17 protein-coding genes are annotated in these 19,027 nt (G+C 63.8%); 5 read left to right on the plus strand and 12 right to left on the minus strand.

Annotated features, from left to right (window positions below; translation table 11 throughout):
- Positions 1 to 5: 5 nt before the first annotated feature.
- The 8 genes from greA to grpE all read right to left on the minus strand — a co-directional run bounded on the left by greA (position 6) and on the right by grpE (position 10,415).
- Complete coding sequence (gene greA / locus IB275_RS26265; protein ID WP_017518953.1) at positions 6 to 482, minus strand: transcription elongation factor GreA; 477 nt, start codon at positions 480 to 482, stop codon at positions 6 to 8.
- Entirely contained in the window at positions 479 to 3,700 is a 3,222-nt protein-coding gene (gene carB / locus IB275_RS26270) for a carbamoyl-phosphate synthase large subunit (protein ID WP_138214226.1), read from the minus strand. The genes greA and carB overlap by 4 nt, the downstream gene beginning before the upstream one ends.
- Positions 3,701 to 3,719: 19 nt before the next feature.
- The gene (gene leuE, locus IB275_RS26275; RefSeq protein ID WP_192292674.1) at positions 3,720 to 4,373 is read right to left on the minus strand and encodes a leucine efflux protein LeuE; all 654 of its coding nucleotides are present in this window, start codon (positions 4,371 to 4,373) and stop codon (positions 3,720 to 3,722) included.
- A gap of 29 nt (positions 4,374 to 4,402) precedes the next feature.
- Positions 4,403 to 5,539: a glutamine-hydrolyzing carbamoyl-phosphate synthase small subunit gene (carA, locus tag IB275_RS26280; RefSeq protein WP_138214225.1), complete on the minus strand. Its 1,137-nt coding sequence runs from the start codon at positions 5,537 to 5,539 to the stop codon at positions 4,403 to 4,405.
- Between the two features lie 187 nt (positions 5,540 to 5,726).
- Positions 5,727 to 6,533 carry a 4-hydroxy-tetrahydrodipicolinate reductase gene (gene dapB / locus IB275_RS26285; RefSeq protein ID WP_192292676.1) on the minus strand — a complete coding sequence of 269 codons (807 nt, stop codon included), beginning with the start codon at positions 6,531 to 6,533 and terminating at the stop codon, positions 5,727 to 5,729.
- 58 nt (positions 6,534 to 6,591) lie between these two features.
- Positions 6,592 to 7,722: a molecular chaperone DnaJ gene (gene dnaJ, locus IB275_RS26290; RefSeq protein WP_081520691.1), complete on the minus strand. Its 1,131-nt coding sequence runs from the start codon at positions 7,720 to 7,722 to the stop codon at positions 6,592 to 6,594.
- A 122-nt stretch (positions 7,723 to 7,844) separates the two neighbouring features.
- The gene (gene dnaK, locus IB275_RS26295; protein WP_184592263.1) at positions 7,845 to 9,761 is read right to left on the minus strand and encodes a molecular chaperone DnaK; all 1,917 of its coding nucleotides are present in this window, start codon (positions 9,759 to 9,761) and stop codon (positions 7,845 to 7,847) included.
- 90 nt (positions 9,762 to 9,851) lie between these two features.
- Entirely contained in the window at positions 9,852 to 10,415 is a 564-nt protein-coding gene (gene grpE / locus IB275_RS26300) for a nucleotide exchange factor GrpE (RefSeq protein ID WP_081520689.1), read from the minus strand.
- A 197-nt stretch (positions 10,416 to 10,612) separates the two neighbouring features.
- Between grpE and recN the strand changes: the two genes are divergently transcribed.
- Positions 10,613 to 12,289, plus strand: a complete 1,677-nt coding sequence (gene recN / locus IB275_RS26305; RefSeq protein ID WP_192292678.1) for a DNA repair protein RecN — start codon at positions 10,613 to 10,615, stop codon at positions 12,287 to 12,289.
- 72 nt (positions 12,290 to 12,361) lie between these two features.
- Here recN and fur read toward each other — a convergent pair whose 3' ends face one another.
- Positions 12,362 to 12,766 carry a ferric iron uptake transcriptional regulator gene (gene fur / locus IB275_RS26310; protein WP_009613072.1) on the minus strand — a complete coding sequence of 135 codons (405 nt, stop codon included), beginning with the start codon at positions 12,764 to 12,766 and terminating at the stop codon, positions 12,362 to 12,364.
- A gap of 96 nt (positions 12,767 to 12,862) precedes the next feature.
- Between fur and IB275_RS26315 the strand changes: the two genes are divergently transcribed.
- Positions 12,863 to 13,399, plus strand: a complete 537-nt coding sequence (locus tag IB275_RS26315; RefSeq protein WP_192292679.1) for an outer membrane protein assembly factor BamE — start codon at positions 12,863 to 12,865, stop codon at positions 13,397 to 13,399.
- Between the two features lie 87 nt (positions 13,400 to 13,486).
- On the opposite strand, the gene IB275_RS26320 is transcribed toward IB275_RS26315, so the two are convergent.
- Positions 13,487 to 13,795: an RnfH family protein gene (locus IB275_RS26320; RefSeq protein WP_192292681.1), complete on the minus strand. Its 309-nt coding sequence runs from the start codon at positions 13,793 to 13,795 to the stop codon at positions 13,487 to 13,489.
- A complete protein-coding gene (locus IB275_RS26325) occupies positions 13,788 to 14,222 on the minus strand; it encodes a type II toxin-antitoxin system RatA family toxin (RefSeq protein ID WP_081520685.1) in 435 nt (144 codons plus the stop codon). The genes IB275_RS26320 and IB275_RS26325 overlap by 8 nt, the downstream gene beginning before the upstream one ends.
- 154 nt (positions 14,223 to 14,376) lie before the next feature.
- Here IB275_RS26325 and smpB point away from each other — a divergent pair, with 154 nt between their 5' ends.
- Positions 14,377 to 14,856, plus strand: coding sequence for an SsrA-binding protein SmpB (smpB, locus tag IB275_RS26330; RefSeq protein ID WP_017518965.1), 480 nt, complete (start codon positions 14,377 to 14,379; stop codon positions 14,854 to 14,856).
- A gap of 36 nt (positions 14,857 to 14,892) precedes the next feature.
- On the opposite strand, the gene IB275_RS26335 is transcribed toward smpB, so the two are convergent.
- Complete coding sequence (locus IB275_RS26335) at positions 14,893 to 15,669, minus strand: FCD domain-containing protein (RefSeq protein ID WP_192292683.1); 777 nt, start codon at positions 15,667 to 15,669, stop codon at positions 14,893 to 14,895.
- 346 nt (positions 15,670 to 16,015) lie between these two features.
- Here IB275_RS26335 and IB275_RS26340 point away from each other — a divergent pair, with 346 nt between their 5' ends.
- Positions 16,016 to 17,692: a lactate permease LctP family transporter gene (locus tag IB275_RS26340; RefSeq protein WP_192292684.1), complete on the plus strand. Its 1,677-nt coding sequence runs from the start codon at positions 16,016 to 16,018 to the stop codon at positions 17,690 to 17,692.
- Positions 17,693 to 17,807: 115 nt separating this feature from the next.
- On the plus strand, positions 17,808 to 18,953 hold the full coding sequence (gene lldD / locus IB275_RS26345) for an FMN-dependent L-lactate dehydrogenase LldD (protein ID WP_192292692.1): 1,146 nt from the start codon (positions 17,808 to 17,810) through the stop codon (positions 18,951 to 18,953).
- The last annotated feature ends 74 nt before the right edge of the window (positions 18,954 to 19,027 follow it).

Consider the following 19,027-nt stretch of genomic DNA (forward strand, 5'->3'; position numbering starts at 1 on the left):
GCCGATCAGGCGTGGCGGACTTCAACGATCTCGTACTCGACGTCGCCGCCCGGAGTCTTGACCAGAACAGCGTCGCCTTCGGTCTTGCCGATCAGCGCACGGGCGATCGGCGAGTTGACCGAGATCTTGCTGTTCTTGATGTCCGCCTCGTCGTCGCCAACGATCTGGTAGGTCACCGTCTCGTCGGTCTCGACGTTGGCGATATCGACGGTGGTGCCGAAGATCACCTTGCCGCTGTGCGGAATGGTAGTCACGTCGATGATCTGCGCGTTGGACAGCTTGGCCTCGATGTCGCGGATGCGAGCTTCGGACATGCCCTGCTGTTCACGGGCGGCGTGGTATTCGGCGTTTTCCTTGAGGTCGCCCAGTTCACGCGCTTCGGCGATAGCCTGGGTGATCTGCGGGCGCAGAACGGTCTTCAGGTATTTCAGTTCTTCTTCCAGGGCGCGAGCGCCCTGGACGGTCATTGGAAATTTGCTCATGCGTTGATTCCTGCATGGAGATCCTGCAGACGGCGAACGGTCTTCTCGGGACCGAACTTGAGCGCCTCACAGATCGCCTGACCCGCCGCAATGGTGGTGGTGCAGTAGATCTTGTGCTGCAGGGCGTTACGACGGATGGAGTAAGAGTCGGCGATGGACTGGCGGCCTTCGGTGGTGTTGATGATCAGAGTGACTTCGTCATTCTTGATCATGTCGACCACGTGAGGACGGCCCTCGGTCACCTTGTTCACGCGACGTACCGGCAGACCGGCGGCCTCGATCACCTTGGCAGTGCCGGCAGTGGCAACGACCTCGAAGCCCAGCGCGACCAGGTCGCGGGCGACCTGAACGGCTTGCGGCTTGTCGTCCTCGCGGACGCTGATGAAGGCACAACCGGCGTTCGGCAGGATTTCGCTGGCGCCCAGCTGGGCCTTGGCGAATGCCTCACCGAAGCTGTCGCCGACCCCCATCACCTCGCCAGTGGATTTCATCTCTGGGCCGAGGATCGGGTCGACGCCGGGGAACTTGGCGAACGGGAACACCGCTTCCTTGACGCTATAGTACGGCGGGATCACCTCCTGGGTGAAGCCGACTTCGGCCAGGGACTTGCCAGCCATGACGCGAGCCGCGACCTTGGCCAGCGATTCGCCGATGCACTTGGAGACGAACGGCACGGTACGGGACGCGCGCGGGTTCACCTCGATCACGTAGATGTCTTCCCCCTGCACGGCCATCTGCACGTTCATCAGGCCGACCACGCCGAGCTCCAGGGCCATCTTCTTGACCTGCTCGCGGATCTCGTCCTGGATGTGCTGCGGCAGCGAGTACGGCGGCAGCGAGCAGGCGGAGTCACCGGAGTGCACACCAGCCTGTTCGATGTGCTGCATGATCGCGCCGATCACCACGGTCTCGCCGTCGCACACCGCGTCGATGTCGACTTCGATGGCGCAGTTCAGGAAGCGGTCCAGCAGCACCGGGCTGTCGTTGGAAACCTTCACGGCCTCGCGCATGTAGCGCTTGAGCTCTTCTTCCTGGTAGACGATTTCCATTGCGCGGCCGCCCAGTACGTAAGACGGACGCACCACCATCGGGTAACCGATGTTCTTGGACAGCTCCAGGGCCTGGTCTTCGCTGCGCGCAGTGGCGTTGGCCGGCTGGCGCAGGTTCAGGCGCTGAACCATGTGCTGGAAGCGCTCGCGGTCTTCGGCGCGGTCGATGGCGTCCGGGCTGGTACCGATGATCGGGACGCCGGCTTCTTCCAGAGCACGGCAGAGTTTCAGCGGGGTCTGGCCGCCGTACTGCACGATCACGCCCTTGGGCTGCTCGACGCGGACGATTTCCAGCACGTCTTCCAGGGTCACCGGCTCGAAGTACAGGCGATCGGACGTGTCGTAGTCGGTGGAGACGGTCTCCGGGTTGCAGTTGACCATAATGGTCTCGTAACCGTCTTCACGCATGGCCAGCGCGGCGTGTACGCAGCAGTAGTCGAACTCGATACCCTGGCCGATGCGGTTCGGACCGCCGCCCAGGATCATGATCTTGTCGCGAGTCGACGGATTGGCTTCGCACTCTTCCTCGTAGGTCGAGTACATGTAGGCGGTATCGGTGGCGAATTCGGCGGCGCAGGTGTCCACGCGCTTGTACACCGGCAGCACCTTGAGCTTGTGGCGGTGGTTGCGCAGGTTCTTCTCGGTCACACCCAGCAGAGTTGCCAGGCGGGCGTCGGAGAAGCCCTTGCGCTTGAGCTTGTACATCAGCTCGCGGTCGATGGCGGACAGACCCAGGGTCTTGACGCGCTCTTCATCCTTGACCAGGTCCTCGATCTGCACCAGGAACCACTCGTCGATGCGGGTCAGGTCGAAGACTTCGGCGATGGTCTTGCCAGCGCGGAAGGCGTCGGCGACGTACCAGATGCGGTCGGCATTGGGCACGGTCAGTTCGCGCTTGAGGATGCTCTCGGCTTCCGGGTTGCTCAGGTCGAGCTTCGGGTCGAAGCCGGTGGCACCGACTTCCAGGCCGCGCAGGGCTTTCTGCACGGACTCCTGGAAGGTACGGCCGATGGCCATGACTTCGCCCACGGACTTCATCTGAGTGGTCAGGCGGGCGTCGGCTTTCGGGAATTTCTCGAAGGCGAAACGCGGGATCTTGGTGACGACGTAGTCGATCGCCGGCTCGAAGGACGCCGGGGTGCGACCGCCAGTGATGTCGTTCTGCAGCTCGTCGAGGGTGTAGCCGACGGCCAGCTTGGCCGCGATCTTGGCGATCGGGAAGCCGGTGGCCTTGGAGGCCAGCGCCGAGGAGCGCGATACGCGCGGGTTCATCTCGATCACGACCATACGGCCGGTGTTCGGGCAGATGCCGAACTGCACGTTCGAGCCGCCGGTTTCTACGCCGATCTCACGCAACACCGCCAGCGAGGCGTTGCGCATGATCTGGTATTCCTTGTCGGTCAGGGTCTGCGCCGGAGCCACGGTGATCGAGTCACCGGTGTGCACGCCCATCGGGTCGAAGTTCTCGATGGCGCAGACGATGATGCAGTTGTCCTTCTTGTCGCGGACAACCTCCATCTCGTATTCCTTCCAGCCGATCAGCGATTCGTCGATCAGCAGCTCGTTGGTCGGCGACAGGTCCAGACCACGGGTGCAGATTTCCTCGAATTCTTCGCGGTTGTAGGCGATACCGCCGCCGGTGCCGCCCATGGTGAAGGACGGACGGATGATGCACGGGAAGTTGACCTTCTCCAGCACACCGTAGGCTTCTTCCATGGTGTGTGCGATGCCCGAGCGCGGGCAGGCCAGGCCGATGTCGCGCATAGCCTTGTCGAAGCGCGAACGGTCTTCGGCCTTGTCGATGGTGTCAGCGTTGGCGCCGATCATTTCCACGCCGAACTGCTCGAGCACGCCGTGGCGCTCCAGGTCCAGGGCGCAGTTCAGAGCGGTCTGGCCGCCCATGGTCGGCAGCAGCGCGTCAGGGCGCTCCTTCTCGATGATCTTGGCGACGGTCTGCCACTTGATCGGCTCGATGTAGGTGGCGTCGGCCATGGCCGGGTCGGTCATGATGGTGGCCGGGTTGGAGTTCACCAGGATGACACGGAAGCCTTCTTCCTTCAGGGCCTTGCAGGCCTGTGCGCCGGAGTAGTCGAACTCGCAGGCCTGGCCGATGACGATCGGGCCGGCGCCGAGGATCAGGATGCTCTTGATGTCTGTACGCTTGGGCATGGGACTCTCGTTGCAATATTCAGGAAAGGGTTGCGCTGGCCAGCTTCACGCCAAAGCCGACAAACAGGGCGCCGACGCCACTCGAGGCGCCGGCAGCCAGCCGTTGCCGCCGACGGAACCAGGCCGCCAGACGCACACCGGAGAAAATCAGGAAACTCAGGTACAGGGCGCTGATGATCTCGAGGATCGTGCCCAGCACCAGGAACGACAGGCCGGGGTAGGCGTAACCCGGGTCGACGAACTGGATGAAGAAGGAAATGAAGAAGAGGATCGCCTTGGGGTTGGACAGGCTCAGCAGCAGCGCCTTGCGGAACGGCTGGTTGACGTCCACTTCCTTCGCCGGCGCGGCGGCCGCCTCCAGCGGGCGGCGCAGTTTCTGCCAGCCACCGCGGAGCATGCCGATCCCCAGATAGAACAGGTAGGCGGCGCCGACGTACTTCAGGCCCAGGAACAGCATCGGCTCGGCCTTGAGGACCGAGGCGATGCCCAGCGCCGACAGGAACATCAGGATCGCATCGCCGAGGAATACCGCGCTCGCCGCCCGGTAGCCCGAGGCCACACCGCGCTGGGCGGCGGTGGCGAGGACGAACAGCGAGTTCGGCCCCGGCAGCAGGACGATGAACAACGTGCCCAGGACGTAGGTCCAGAGATCGGTGATTCCCAGGGTCGGCATCATCTTCTTCTACCTCTTCGAGCTCGTACTCAGCGACGCTCCGCCATCGCCGCGATGAAGCGGTCGAACAGCGGAGCCACGTCGTGCGGGCCTGGGCTGGCTTCCGGGTGACCCTGGAAGCTGAAGGCCACCTTGTCGGTGCGCTCGATACCCTGCAGGGTGCCGTCGAACAGCGACTTGTGGGTGGCGCGCAGGTTGGCCGGCATGCTGCCTTCGTCGACGGCGAAACCGTGGTTCTGGCTGGTGATCATCACCACGCCCGAATCCAGGTCCTGCACCGGGTGGTTGGCACCGTGGTGGCCGTGCCCCATCTTCAGGGTCTTGGCGCCGGAGGCCAGGGCCAGCAGTTGATGACCGAGGCAGATGCCGAAGACCGGGATCTCGGTGTCGAGGAACTCGCGGATGGCCTGAATGGCGTAGTCACACGGCTCGGGGTCGCCAGGGCCGTTGGAGAGGAAGATGCCGTCCGGGTTCAGGGCGAGCACTTCGCTGGCCGGGGTCTGCGCCGGCACCACGGTCAGGCGGCAGCCACGGGCAACCAGCATGCGCAGGATGTTCAGCTTGACGCCGAAATCGTAGGCGACCACATGGTACGGCAAGTCGGCGGCCGCGATTTCCGGATGGCTGTCGGTTTCCAGGTTCCACACGCTGGAGCGCCACTCGTAGCGCTCGGTGGAGGAAACGACTTTCGCCAGGTCCATGCCTTTCAGGCCCGGGAAGCCGCGCGCCAGCTCGAGGGCTTTCTCCTCGGTAGCGTCGTCGCCGACCAAGATGCAGCCGTTCTGCGACCCCTTCTCGCGCAGGATGCGGGTCAGGCGGCGGGTATCGATGCCGGCGATGGCAACGGTGCCGTTCTCTTTCAGGTAATCCGGCAGGGACTGCTTGTCGCGCCAGCTGCTGGAGAGCAGCGGCAGGTCACGGATGATCAGGCCGGCAGCCCAGACCTTGTTCGACTCGGCGTCTTCCGGCGTAGTGCCGGTGTTGCCGATGTGCGGGTAGGTCAGGGTGACGATCTGTTGGGCGTAGGAAGGATCGGTGAGGATTTCCTGGTAGCCGGTCATGGCGGTGTTGAACACCACCTCTCCGACGGTCTGGCCGTCGGCGCCGATGGCGTCACCGCGAAAAACGCTGCCGTCGGCAAGTGCAAGTATGGCTGGCTTAGTCAAGAAGACCTCCCGTAGTTCAAGCCTGGCTGGGCGTGCGCAGATTGTAAAAAAGCGGGATGACATCAGAAGAAGTCATCCCGCTTTTTATGTGATCATGCTGCGCTACTTTTAGTGGACACACTAAAGCTGTAGTTTACAGAAATGCGACATCATGGTCCACCTTTTGCACGACGTACGGCCATGCCGCTCAGCGAAGACCGAGTACGTCCTGCATGTCGTACAGGCCGTTGGCCTGCCCATCCAGCCACTGCGCAGCACGCACGGCACCGCGAGCAAAGGTCATGCGGCTCGAAGCCTTGTGAGTGATTTCCACGCGCTCGCCGTCGGCAGCGAACAGCACGGTGTGATCGCCCACCACGTCACCCGCACGCACAGTGGCGAAGCCGATGGTCTCGCGCGGACGCGCACCGGTCTGGCCTTCGCGACCGTACACGGCCACTTTTTCCAGATCACGACCCAGCGCATTGGCAACTACTTCGCCCATGCGCAGCGCGGTACCGGACGGCGCATCGACCTTGTGGCGGTGGTGCGCTTCGAGAATCTCGATGTCCACGTCATCACCCAGAACGCGGGCGGCGGTGTCGAGCAGCTTCAGGCAGAGGTTCACGCCGACACTGTAGTTGGCAGCGAAGACGATCGGGATGTCCTTCGCCGCCTCGCCGAGCAACTCCTTCTCCGCCATGGAGAAGCCGGTCGTGCCGATGACCATGGCCTTGCCGGCCTTGCGGCAGACCTCCAGGTTCTTCAGGGTCACGGTCGGGTGGGTGAAATCGATCAGCACGTCGAACTCGTCGACCACCTTGGCCAGATCACCCGACAGCGGCACACCGATGCGGCCCAGGCCAGCCAGCTCACCCGCATCGGCGCCCACCAGAGTGCTGTCCGGACGGTCGACCGCCGCAGTCAGGCCGGCGCTGCCATTGGTTTGCTGAACCGCCTCGATCAGGGTCTTGCCCATGCGCCCGGCGGCGCCCATTACGGCTATACGTCGCATATAAAACAGCTCCAAAGCTAAAAAAGCCCCGGACGATTCGCACCGCCGGGGCCTTGCATCATAGATCGTCGAAGAAGCGCTTCATGCCTTCGAACCAGCCACTGGCCTTCGGCGAATGGGAAGAGTTGCCCTGCAGGGTATTGCGGAACTCTTCGAGCAGCTCGCGCTGGCGCTTGTCCAGATTGACCGGAGTCTCGACGACGACGCGGCACATCAGGTCGCCGGCACCACCGCCGCGCACCGGGGCAACGCCCTTGCCGCGCAGGCGGAACAGCTTGCCGGTCTGGGTGCCCTCAGGGATCTTCAGCTTCACGCGACCATCCAGGGTCGGTACTTCCAGCTCTCCGCCCAGGGCCGCGTCGGCGAAGCTGATCGGCACTTCGCAGTACAGGTGCTTGCCGTCGCGCTGGAAGATGTCGTGCTCGCGCACGTTCACCACCACGTACAGGTCGCCCGCCGGGCCACCATGGGCACCGGCCTCACCTTCGCCGGTGAGACGGATGCGGTCACCGGTATCGACGCCGGCCGGCACTTTCACCGACAGGGTCTTGTGCTCTTCCACACGCCCCTGACCGTGGCACGAGCCACAGGGGTCGGTGATCATCTTGCCGCTGCCATGGCAACGCGGGCAGGTCTGCTGCACCGAGAAGAAGCCCTGCTGCATGCGCACCTGACCGATACCGCCACAGGTAGTACAGGTGACCGGCGTGGTGCCAGGCTTGGCGCCGCTACCGCTGCAGGTCTTGCAACCGACCAGGGTGGGAACGCGGATGGTCACGGTGGTACCGCGAACCGCGTCTTCCAGGTCCAGGTCGAGGGTGTAGCGCAGGTCGGCGCCGCGCGCCGGGCCGCCACGGGAGCCGCCGCGCCCGCCGCTGCCACCGAAGAAGTCGCTGAAGACATCACCGAAGATGTCCGAGAAGCTCGCGCCACCGAAGCCCGCACCGCCGCCACCCATCTGCGGGTCGACGCCGGCATGGCCGTACTGATCGTAAGCCGCGCGCTTGCTGGCGTCGGACAGGACCTCGTAAGCCTCGTTGGCCTCCTTGAATTTGTCCTCGGCTTCCTTGTCGCCGGGATTGCGGTCCGGGTGGAACTTCATGGCGAGCCGGCGATAGGCCTTCTTCAGGTCCGCTTCGCTGGCGCCGCGCTCGACACCCAGTACCTCGTAAAAATCACGTTTGGCCATAAATTCTTTGCACCTTGAAAACCTTTCCCCCAGACACGCCAACGCGGGAGCAAGCCCCCGCGTGACGTTTCATGCGCACCGACACGCTGGTCGGTGCGCCGGGGCGGAAGTAAGCACGCGGCTTACTTGTTCTCCTTGACCTCTTCGAACTCGGCGTCGACGACATCGTCGCCAGCCTTGTCATCAGCGGCCTCGCCCTGAGCGGCAGCGCCCGGCTGCGGCTGCTCGGCGTACATCTTCTGCGCCAGCGGAGTGGATGCCTGGGACAGCGCATTCATCTTCGCTTCGATCTCGGCCTTGTCGTCGCCCTTCACGGCAACTTCCAGCTCGCCCAGCGCCTTGTCGATGGCCGCCTTCTCTTCGGCTGTGGCCTTGTCGCCAGCCTCGGTGACCATCTTGCGAGTCGCGTGGACCAGTGCATCACCCTGGTTGCGGGCAGCGGCCAGTTCCTCGAACTTGCGGTCTTCCTCGGCATTCGCCTCGGCGTCGCGAACCATCTGCTGGATCTCGTCTTCGGACAGACCCGAAGAAGCCTTGATCACAATGGACTGCTGCTTGCCGGTGGCCTTGTCTTTCGCACCAACGTGCAGAATGCCGTTGGCGTCGATGTCGAAGGTCACTTCGATCTGAGGCACACCGCGCGGAGCCGGCGGAATGTCGGCCAGGTCGAACTTGCCCAGCGACTTGTTCTGGCCGGCTTGCTTGCGCTCGCCCTGCAGCACATGGATGGTCACGGCGCCCTGGTTGTCATCGGCAGTGGAGAACACCTGCGACTTCTTGGTCGGGATGGTGGTGTTCTTGTCGATCAGTGCGGTCATCACGCCACCGAGGGTTTCGATACCCAGGGTCAGCGGGGTGACATCGAGCAGCAGCACGTCCTTCACGTCACCGGCCAGAACGGCGCCCTGGATGGCAGCACCCATGGCAACGGCTTCGTCCGGGTTGACGTCCTTGCGCGCTTCCTTGCCGAAGAACTCGGCAACGGTCTTCTGCACCAGCGGCATGCGGGTCTGGCCGCCGACCAGGATCACTTCGTCGATCTTCGAGACGTCCAGGCCTGCGTCTTTCAGCGCAACGCGGCACGGCTCGATGGTGCGGGTGACCAGGTCTTCCACCAGGGATTCCAGCTTGGCGCGGGAAACCTTGACGTTCAGGTGTTTCGGGCCGGAAGCGTCAGCGGTGACGTACGGCAGGTTGACGTCGGTCTGCTGGGTCGAGGACAGCTCGATCTTGGCCTTCTCGGCAGCTTCCTTCAGGCGCTGCATGGCCAGCGGATCGCCCTTGAGGTCCATGCCGGACTCTTTCTTGAACTCCTCAACGAGGTAGTCGATCAGGCGCAGGTCGAAGTCTTCACCACCCAGGAAGGTGTCGCCGTTGGTAGCCAGTACTTCGAACTGGTGCTCGCCATCGACTTCGGCGATTTCGATCACGGAAACGTCGAAGGTGCCGCCGCCCAGGTCATAGACGATGATGGTATGGTCGCCCTTGGCCTTGTCCAGGCCATAGGCCAGCGCAGCCGCGGTCGGTTCGTTGATGATGCGCTTGACGTCCAGACCGGCGATGCGACCGGCGTCCTTAGTGGCCTGACGCTGGCTGTCGTTGAAGTAGGCCGGAACGGTGATGACCGCTTCGGTGACCGGCTCGCCCAGGTAGTCCTCGGCGGTCTTCTTCATCTTCTTCAGAACTTCGGCGGAGACCTGCGGGGGAGCCATTTTCTGACCCTTGGCCTCGACCCACGCGTCGCCGTTGTCAGCCTTGACGATCTTGTAAGGCACCATCTTGATGTCTTTCTGTACGACGTCTTCTTCGAAGCGACGGCCGATCAGGCGCTTCACCGCGTACAGGGTGTTGGTCGGGTTGGTCACGGCCTGGCGCTTCGCCGGCTGACCGACCAGGATTTCGCCGTCGTTGGCGTAGCCGATGATCGACGGGGTGGTACGAGCGCCTTCGGCGTTCTCGATGACCTTGACGTTACCGTTCTCCAGGATGGACACACAGGAGTTGGTGGTCCCCAGGTCGATACCAATGATTTTGCCCATATTTCACTCTCCAGAAATTAGATTCCGCGCTGACCCTGTTGCGGGTCTTTGGCTCGGTTGATTACCCAGATGGGGACCGGGTGGTGGATTTCAAGCCTTCTCGTCGATCGAAGGCGGAGTTTGTTCCGGTGCCTTGCTGACCACGACCATGGCCGGACGCAGCAGACGACCGTTGAGCAGATAGCCCTTCTGGAACACCTTGACCACGCTGCCCGGCTCGAGACGAATGCTCTCCTCCATGGCCATGGCCTGGTGGTGTTCAGGGTTGAACGGCTCGCCGTGCGGATCGACCGGCTCGAGGTTGTAGCGCTTGAGGGTGTCGTGGAACATCTTCAGCGTCAGCTCGATGCCTTCGCGCATCGGCTTGATCACTTCGTCTTCCGGGTTCGACATCTCCAGCGCGCGCTCGAGGGTATCGACGATCGGCAGCAGGTCGCCGGCGAATTTCTCCAGGGCGAACTTGTGCGCCTTCTCCACGTCCTGCTCGGCACGGCGGCGGACGTTCTGCAGTTCGGCGACGGCGCGCAGGCTCTGGTCCTTCGCCGCGGCTACCTGTTCTTCCAGTTCCAGCACGCGGGCGTTCAGATCCCCGGTAGCGCCGGTGTCCGGCTGCTCGTTGAACTGGGAATCCTGAGTCTGTTGTTCGTCAGACATGCCACTCTCCTAAAAAAGAAAATAAGCCTTTGAAAACAAAGCGAACCCTATGGTCCGCGGCTCTGCCGTGTATATGGGGCGGAAATCCCCGAGTTCAAGGGCACCTGCCTCAGGAGCCCCTCCGGGCGTCGTGAAGAAAATTGCCAGCGCCTGAAAATACTGTATAAATAACCAGACCTTTCTGCGGAGCCGCCGCCATGCTGGTTCATCTGTCCGTGCACAACTACGCCATCGTCGAGCACCTCGATCTCGAGCTCGCCGCCGGCATGACCGTGATCACCGGCGAAACCGGCGCCGGCAAGTCGATCATGCTCGACGCCCTCGGGCTCGCACTGGGCGACCGCGCCGACAGCGGCGTGGTCCGCCCCGGCTCGGACAAGGCAGACATTCTCGCCAGCTTCGATGTCAGCGCGATTGCCGAAGCCCGCGACTGGCTTGCCGAGCGCGACCTGGAGCAGGACGGCCCGTGCATCCTGCGCCGGGTGATCACCGCCGAAGGCCGCTCCCGCGCCTACATCAATGGCACGCCCTGCCCACTGGGCGACCTCAAGCACCTGGGCGAGCTGCTGATCGACATCCACAGCCAACACGAGCACCAGTCACTGCTCAAGGCGGACACCCACCGCCGCCTGCTCGACGAATTCGCCGGCAGCCAGGACCTGGCGCGCCAGGTGCACCTCGCCGCCCAGCGCTGGAAGCAGACCCGCCAGGAGCTAGACCGTCTGTCGCGCAATGGCGACGAGCAACGCGCCCGCCACCAGCTGCTCAGCTACCAGCTGGAAGAGCTGGAAAACCTCGGCCTGGGTGACAACGAACTGGAGTCGCTGGAAGCCGAACACAAGACCCAGAGCAACGCCGGCAGCCTGATCGCGGCCTGCCGCCAGGTCGTCGAGTTGTGCAGCGAAAGCGATGCCGGCAACGTGCTGTCGGCGCTGACCTCCAGCCTCAACCGCCTCACCGCCTTCCCGAGCCAGCCGACCGCGCTGGGCGAAGCGGTGAACCTGCTGTCCAGCGCGCAGATCCAGGTGGAAGAAGCCATCGGCGAGCTGAACCGCTTCGTCGACCACTTCGATGCCGACCCCATGCGCCTGCAGCAACTGGAAGAGCGTATGGACGCCATCTATAGCCTCGCGCGCAAACACCGCGTGCAGCCCCACGAACTGCAGGACCTGCAGCAGCGCCTGCTGGACGAACTGGAAGCGCTGAACGCCGACGATGAAGCCGTGGAGCGCCTGGGCGACGAACTGGCCGCCTACGCCCGTCACTATCAGGAGAAAGCCGACGAACTCAGCCACATCCGCCAGGATGCCGCGCCGAAGCTGGCAAGGGCCGTGGAAGTGGAGATGCAGCGTCTGGGCATGCCTGGCGGGCGGTTCGCCATCGAGCTGCGCCAGTCCAGCTCGGACGAGCCTCAGGCCAGCGGTCTGGAGCAATTGGAGTTCCTGGTCAGCGCCAACCCCGGGCAGCCGATGAAGGGTCTGGCCAAGGTCGCTTCGGGCGGCGAATTGTCACGCATCAGCCTGGCGATCCAGGTGATCACCGCGCAGACCTCACGCACCCCCACGCTGGTCTTCGACGAAGTGGACGTCGGCATCGGCGGCCCCACCGCCGAAGTGGTCGGTCAGTTGCTGCGCCGCCTCGGCGATCGCGGCCAGGTGCTGACCGTCACTCACCTGCCGCAGGTCGCCGCCCAGGGCCACCAGCACCTGTTCGTGCACAAGGACCGCGACACCAGCGAGACCCGCACCGCCGTGGCCAACCTGAAGAAGGCCGAGCGCATCGAGGAAATCGCCCGCATGCTCGGCGGTGTCGATCTGACCAAGGAATCCCTGGCCCACGCCCGCAAGATGGTGGATTCGGCCGTCCAAGGCTGAAGCGCTTCCACTCAAAAACCGCACAAACGAAAACGGCGACCCGAAGGTCGCCGTTTCTGCATCTGCGCGCGCTTACTTCTTCTTGCGCACGTAGAGCACCAGGTTGTGATCGACGAGCTCGAAGCCGCGCTCTTTGACGATCTCTTTCTGGCGTTTCTCGATTTCCGAGTCCATGAATTCGATGACTTCGCCGGTATCGACGCAGACCATGTGATCATGGTGACCGCTGTCGGCCAGTTCGAAGACGGCATGGCCGCCATCGAAGTTGTGGCGCACCACCAGGCCGGCGGCTTCGAACTGGGTCAGGACGCGGTAGACGGTGGCCAGACCGACGTCTTCACCCGCCTCCATCAGCGCTTTGTAAACATCCTCTGCGCTCATGTGGCGCTGCTCGGCGGAATCGAGCATCTGGAGGATCTTGACGCGCGGCAGTGTGACCTTAAGTCCGGCTTTGCGCAGTTCGCTATTTTCAACCATGTGTGCTTTCTCGGCGCGGAATGCTTCGCAGCATCTCTCAATACAGGTATGATCGGGATTTCGTCGCTCAGCCAAGATAGTGGAAGTCACCCCTTGATGCAAAACGCCAAGCTCATGCTGACCAGTCTCGCTTTCGGGCTGGGACTCGCCGCACTCGCCGGTTGCTCGTTCCCGGGGGTCTACAAGATCGACATCCAGCAGGGCAACGTTGTAACGCAGGATATGATAGACCAGTTGAAGCCCGGAATGACCCGGCGCCAAGTGCGGTTTATCATGGGCAACCCCCTGATCGTGGATACCTTCCACCCCAATCGCTGGGATTACCTCTACAGCATCCAGCCCGGCGGCGGTCAGCGCCAGCAGGAGCGCATGAGCCTGTACTTCGGCGAAAACGACCAGCTGGTCGGCCTGAATGGCGACTTCATGCCCGGCGTCAGCCGCGACGAGTCGATTCTGGGCAAGGAAGGCACCCCGGCAACCTCGCCGTCGCAGCCAACCCAGCAGCAGCCCGAACAGCCCAAGGAAGAACCGGCCAAGCCCGGCTCCGTGGAAGAGCAGATCCAGAAGGAAGTCGACCAGGTGGAAACCGTGCCGATCCCGACTCCGGAACCGCTGGACAAGAATCCGCAGTAAGGATTCGCACCAACGAAAAAGCCCGGCCAATGCCGGGCTTTTTGTTGCCTGCGCTTTCAGTACACAAGAATCAGCAGCGCAGAAGAATCAGCCGCGCGCCGCCTTGGCCCGCGCAGCCCGCTGCTTGCGTACTTCCTTGGGATCGACGATCAGCGGACGGTAGATTTCCACTCGCTCGCCCTCCTCCAGCACACGCTCCTCGGGCCTGGCCACCGCCTTGCCGAAGATACCCAGCGGGCAATCCTGCACATCCAGGCCAGGAAATTGCGCAGCGATGCCCGACAACAACACCGCTTCGCGCATCCGCGTGCCGCGCGGAACACTCAGGCGCAGCAGTGACTGCTTCTCCGGCAACGCGTAGACGACCTCGATGGCGATGCTCGCGGACTCAGCCATGCAGCTGCTTGGCGCGCTGGCAGAAGGCGTCGACCATGGTGTTCGCCGCCTGGGTGAACAGTGGCCCGAGGGTCGCTTTCACCAGGGCGCCGGCGTAGTCGAAGGTCAGGTCCAGGGAAATCTTGCAGGCTTTGTCGCCCAGTGCCTTGAAGGTCCACACGCCGTGCAGCTGAGAAAACGGGCCTTCCTCGAGGTTCATCTCGATGCTCTGCCCCGGCACCAGCGCATTACGCGTGGTGAAGCGCTGGGTGATGCTGCCCTTGGCCACGGTCAGCTCGGCGCGCATGGCCGTATCGCTGGCCTCCAGCACGGTGGAGGCGGAACACCAGGGCAGGAACTCCGGGTAGCGCGCCACATCGTTGACCAGGTCGTACAGCGCCTTCGCCGGATAGGGCAGCAGCGCCGAACGCTGGATATGCGTGCTCATAGACGTCTCGCTTGGTTGTGGGGCGTTGCATACGCCCGCTGCTCAAAAAAACAGCGCGCATTGTCCGAGATTAGCCACACACCCTCAAGCTTGCATGCCGTCGCACGCTGTCCCGATAGCGGCGCGGCGAGCGACTCCCTATAATGCGCGGCCTATGGCTAAACAGAAGAAACACCCTTCGGGGACCATCGCGCAGAACAAGAAGGCTCTGCACGACTACTTCATCGAGCAGCGCTTCGAGGCAGGCGTCGCCCTGGCCGGCTGGGAAGTGAAAAGCCTGCGCGCCGGCAAGGCGCAGCTGGTGGACAGCTACGTGCTGCTCAAGGATGGCGAAGCCTGGCTGCTGGGCAGCCACATCACGCCGCTGACCACTGCCAGCACCCACGTCATCGCCGACCCGGTGCGCACGCGCAAGCTGCTGCTGCACAAGCGCGAGCTGGGCAAGCTGTTCGGTGCCGTGCAGCAGAAAGGCTACGCCTGCGTCGCGCTGTCGATGTACTGGAAGAAGCACCTGATCAAGTGCGAGATCGCACTGGCCAAGGGCAAGAAAGAGTACGACAAGCGCGGCACCGAGAAGGAGCGCGACTCCGACCGGGAAATCCAGCGCGCGATTCGTCACGGTAAGGACGACTGAGTCCTTTCGCGCCCTCCTGCGAGGGCGCGTTGCCGATCAGGCGTCCACTGAGCCTTGGCGTCGCTGTGCCCGTTGCAGGCGCAACTCCTTCGCCTGCACCTCGGCCAGCACTTCCTGCACGTAGTCGATATGTCGCTGGGAAATCTCCCGCGCCGCTTCCGCGTGCCCGCCGATAATCGCCTCGTACAACTCGCGGTGCTGACGCATCAGCTGCTCGCGGGTCTCGTCGCGCTGCGCGTACATCCCGCCGATGTTGGTCACCACGTTGCGCTTGAGCAGGTCGAACAGGCCGCGAATGGTGTGCAGCAGCACCGCGTTGTGACTGGCCTCGGCAATGGCCAGGTGGAAGGCCGCGTCCGCCGCACCCTCTTCCGCTCGACTGACTTTCCCCACGCGCAGGTAACAGTCCTGCAGCGCATCGAAGGCCTGCTGCAGGCGCTGGTGATCCACCTCGGTCGCGCGTTGCGCTGCGTAGAAGGCGCATGAGCCTTCCAGGGTATGGCGAAATTCCAGCAGGTCGCGCTGGGCCTCCGGGTTGCTCTCCAGCAGATGCAGCAGCGGATCGCTGAACATTGAGCCCAGCCCTTCGCTGACGTAGTTGCCGCCGCCCTGACGACTGACCAGCAGGCCCTTGGCGCCGAGCTTCTGGATCGCCTCGCGAAGTGACGGCCGCGAGACGCCGAACTGTTCGGCCAGCACGCGCTCGGCGGGCAGTCGCTCGCCAGCCTTGAGCGTGCCCTCGAGGATCATCGCCTCCAGCCGCTCGACGATATCGTCCGACAGACGGCGCTGCTTGACCTGACCAAAACTCATGCGGGTGAACTCCTTCGCTCTCTCACTCTAGGCCGCGACCTGCGCGGCGCGCGGCAGCCTAACCAGTGCCGCCAGCGGCAACAAGACCAGCGTACCTATCCGACCACGCTCGACAAAAGTCGCAGGGCAGCAAATTGACATGCCGCCAGCAGGGCTTTTACCCTGAGCGCTCGGCTTTGTAAATTGGTCATACCAATTTACCGGAAGTCGAATTGCACGACAACACATGCACGAAAAACAACAAGCCGCGATCAGTCGACCGTCTGCCCAACGCGCCACAAGCGCATCGGAATCGCCCGACCGGCAACCAGGCCCTCCACCCAAAAACAATTAGGGAGCCAACCAGATGCAAACCTGGCAGCAGATCTACACCCCGCTCGGCAGCCTCGGCCTGTCCGCGCTGGTCGCCGTCATCCCGATCGTGTTCTTCTTCCTCGCCCTCGCTGTGTTCCGCCTCAAGGGCCACGTCGCCGGCAGCATCACCCTCGCCCTCTCGATCATCGTCGCCATCACCGCCTTCGGCATGCCCGCCGACATGGCCATCGCCGCTGCCGGCTATGGCTTTGCCTACGGCCTGTGGCCGATTGCCTGGATCATCGTTGCGGCGGTGTTCCTCTACAAACTCACGGTCAAGAGCGGCCAGTTCGAAGTGATCCGCAGCTCAGTACTGTCGATCACCGGTGACCAGCGCCTGCAGGTGCTGCTGATCGGTTTCTCCTTCGGCGCCTTCCTCGAAGGTGCGGCGGGCTTCGGCGCACCGGTGGCGATCACCGCCGCCCTGCTCGTCGGCCTGGGCTTCAACCCGCTGTACGCCGCAGGCCTGTGCCTGATCGCCAACACCGCGCCGGTCGCCTTCGGCGCCCTGGGTATCCCGATCATCGTGGCGGGCCAGGTCACTGGTATCGACGCGTTCAAGATCGGCGCCATGACCGGCCGCCAGCTGCCGTTCCTGTCGATCCTCGTGCCGTTCTGGCTGGTGTTCATGATGGACGGTCTCAAGGGCGTGAAGGAAACCTGGCCGGCCGCCCTGGTCGCGGGCGGCAGCTTCGCCATCACCCAGTACTTCACCTCCAACTTCATCGGCCCGGAACTGCCGGATATCACCTCCGCCCTGGTCAGCCTGATTTCCCTGACCCTGTTCCTGAAGGTCTGGCAACCCGCCAGCGAGCGTGAAGTGGTCGCCACCGCCGGCGGCACCGCCGTGCTGGGCGGCAACGGCCCGCGCAGCGCCGAGCCGACCCCCTACAGCTTCGGCGAAATCCTCAAGGCCTGGTCGCCCTTCCTGGTGCTGACCGTGCTGGTCACCATCTGGACCCTGAAGCCGTTCAAGGCGCTCTTCGCTCCGGGCGGCGCGCTGTACAACCTGGTGTTCAACTTCGCCATCCCGCACCTGGACCAGCTGGTCGTGAAGACCGCACCCATCGTCGCCAACCCGACGCCGATCGCCGCCGTGTTCAAGCTGGACCCGGTCTCGGCCACCGGCACCGCGATCTTCTTCTCCGCGGTGATCTCGATGCTCATCCTGCGCATCAGTGCGAAAACTGGTCTGACCACCTTCAAGGAGACCCTGATCGAGCTGAAGTGGCCGATCCTCTCCATCGGCATGGTGCTGGCCTTTGCCTTCGTCACCAACTACTCGGGGATGTCCACCACCCTGGCACTGGTCCTGGCCGGCACCGGTGCGGCGTTCCCGTTCTTCTCGCCGTTCCTCGGCTGGCTGGGCGTGTTCCTGACCGGTTCGGATACCTCCTCCAACGCCCTGTTCAGCTCGCTGCAGTCCACCACTGCGCACCAGATCGGGGTCAACGACACCCTGTTGGTGGCGGCCAACACCAGCGGCGGCGTGACCGGCAAGATGATCTCGCCGCAATCCATCGCCGTGGCCTGCGCCGCCACCGGCATGGTCGGCAAGGAATCCGATCTGTTCCGCTTCACCCTCAAGCACAGCCTGATGTTCGCCGCCCTGGTGGGCCTGATCACCCTGGCCCAGGCGTACATCTTCACCGGCATGCTGGTGCATTAAGGCAAGACCCGACTCCGCGCCTGCGCGCGGAGATTCGTCCAAAGCAGCTAAGGTCTTTCGAGGTCACGCGCGCCAGCGCAGTGGCCTCGACAAGCCCCACAACGATGAGACGCCCATGATCATCTCTGCCTCTACCGACTACCGCGCCGCGGCCCAACGCAAGCTGCCGCCGTTCCTCTTCCACTACGCCGACGGTGGCGCCTACGCCGAGCGCACCCTGCGCAACAACGTCGACGACCTGGCCAACATCGCCCTGCGCCAGCGCGTGCTGAAGAACATGTCCGAGCTGAGCCTTGAGACGAAGCTGTTCGACGAGACGTTGAGCATGCCCATCGCCCTGGCCCCCGTCGGCCTGACCGGCATGTACGCCCGGCGCGGAGAAGTACAGGCAGCCCGCGCGGCCGCCGCGAAAGGCATCCCGTTCACTATGTCCACGGTGTCGGTCTGCCCCATCGAGGAAGTCGCCCCGGCCATCGACCGGCCCATGTGGTTCCAGCTCTATGTGCTGAAGGATCGCGGCTTCATGCGCAATGCCCTCGAGCGCGCCAAGGCCGCCGGCGTGAAGACCCTGGTGTTTACCGTCGACATGCCGGTGCCCGGCGCCCGCTACCGTGACGCGCACTCCGGCATGAGCGGCCCGAACGCGCCCCTGCGCCGTGTCTGGCAGGCCATGACCCACCCGTCCTGGGCCCTCGACGTCGGGCTGCTGGGCAAGCCCCACGACCTGGGCAACATCTCCAAGTACCGCGGCAACCCCACCGGCCTGGCCGACTACATCGGCTGGCTGGGCGCCAACTTCGACCCGTCGATCTCCTGGAAGGACCTGGAGTGGATCCGTGAATTCTGGGACGGCCCGATGATCATCAAGGGCATCCTTGACCCGGAAGACGCGAAGGATGCAGTGAAATTCGGCGCCGACGGCATCGTCGTCTCCAACCACGGCGGCCGCCAGCTCGACGGCGTGCTTTCCAGCGCCCGCGCCCTGCCGGCCATCGCCGATGCGGTGAAAGGCGACCTGAAGATCCTCGCCGACTCAGGCATCCGCAACGGCCTGGACGTGGTGCGCATGATCGCCCTGGGCGCGGACACCGTGCTCATCGGCCGCGCCTTCCTCTACGCCCTGGCGACCCACGGCGAAGCCGGCGTGAAGAACCTGCTGGACCTGTTCGAGAAGGAAATGCGCGTGGCCATGGTGCTCACCGGCGCCAAGACCATTGGCGAGATCACCCGCGACTCGCTGGTGAGCGAACTGGGCGCGTGATCCATACGCCCACACGAAATACAGCCTGATTGACCGGGGTACGTGGCGCGCCAGACGCCATGGCCCCGCGAGGA

Origin of the sequence: Pseudomonas sp. PDM21 (genome assembly GCF_014852505.2) — a bacterium.
GTDB lineage: Bacteria > Pseudomonadota > Gammaproteobacteria > Pseudomonadales > Pseudomonadaceae > Pseudomonas.

What these genes read in the sequence shown, in the direction of transcription:
- IB275_RS26315 (WP_192292679.1), top strand. Translation starts at nt 12,863, where the DNA reads ATGCAAAACGCCAAGCTCATGCTGACCAGTCTCGCTTTCGGGCTGGGA.
- dnaK (WP_184592263.1), bottom strand. Translation starts at nt 9,761, where the DNA reads ATGGGCAAAATCATTGGTATCGACCTGGGGACCACCAACTCCTGTGTG.
- greA (WP_017518953.1), bottom strand. Translation starts at nt 482, where the DNA reads ATGAGCAAATTTCCAATGACCGTCCAGGGCGCTCGCGCCCTGGAAGAA.
- IB275_RS26340 (WP_192292684.1), top strand. Translation starts at nt 16,016, where the DNA reads ATGCAAACCTGGCAGCAGATCTACACCCCGCTCGGCAGCCTCGGCCTG.
- leuE (WP_192292674.1), bottom strand. Translation starts at nt 4,373, where the DNA reads ATGCCGACCCTGGGAATCACCGATCTCTGGACCTACGTCCTGGGCACG.
- IB275_RS26335 (WP_192292683.1), bottom strand. Translation starts at nt 15,669, where the DNA reads ATGAGTTTTGGTCAGGTCAAGCAGCGCCGTCTGTCGGACGATATCGTC.
- grpE (WP_081520689.1), bottom strand. Translation starts at nt 10,415, where the DNA reads ATGTCTGACGAACAACAGACTCAGGATTCCCAGTTCAACGAGCAGCCG.
- IB275_RS26325 (WP_081520685.1), bottom strand. Translation starts at nt 14,222, where the DNA reads ATGAGCACGCATATCCAGCGTTCGGCGCTGCTGCCCTATCCGGCGAAG.
- smpB (WP_017518965.1), top strand. Translation starts at nt 14,377, where the DNA reads ATGGCTAAACAGAAGAAACACCCTTCGGGGACCATCGCGCAGAACAAG.
- lldD (WP_192292692.1), top strand. Translation starts at nt 17,808, where the DNA reads ATGATCATCTCTGCCTCTACCGACTACCGCGCCGCGGCCCAACGCAAG.
- IB275_RS26320 (WP_192292681.1), bottom strand. Translation starts at nt 13,795, where the DNA reads ATGGCTGAGTCCGCGAGCATCGCCATCGAGGTCGTCTACGCGTTGCCG.
- dapB (WP_192292676.1), bottom strand. Translation starts at nt 6,533, where the DNA reads ATGCGACGTATAGCCGTAATGGGCGCCGCCGGGCGCATGGGCAAGACC.
- dnaJ (WP_081520691.1), bottom strand. Translation starts at nt 7,722, where the DNA reads ATGGCCAAACGTGATTTTTACGAGGTACTGGGTGTCGAGCGCGGCGCC.
- fur (WP_009613072.1), bottom strand. Translation starts at nt 12,766, where the DNA reads ATGGTTGAAAATAGCGAACTGCGCAAAGCCGGACTTAAGGTCACACTG.
- recN (WP_192292678.1), top strand. Translation starts at nt 10,613, where the DNA reads ATGCTGGTTCATCTGTCCGTGCACAACTACGCCATCGTCGAGCACCTC.
- carB (WP_138214226.1), bottom strand. Translation starts at nt 3,700, where the DNA reads ATGCCCAAGCGTACAGACATCAAGAGCATCCTGATCCTCGGCGCCGGC.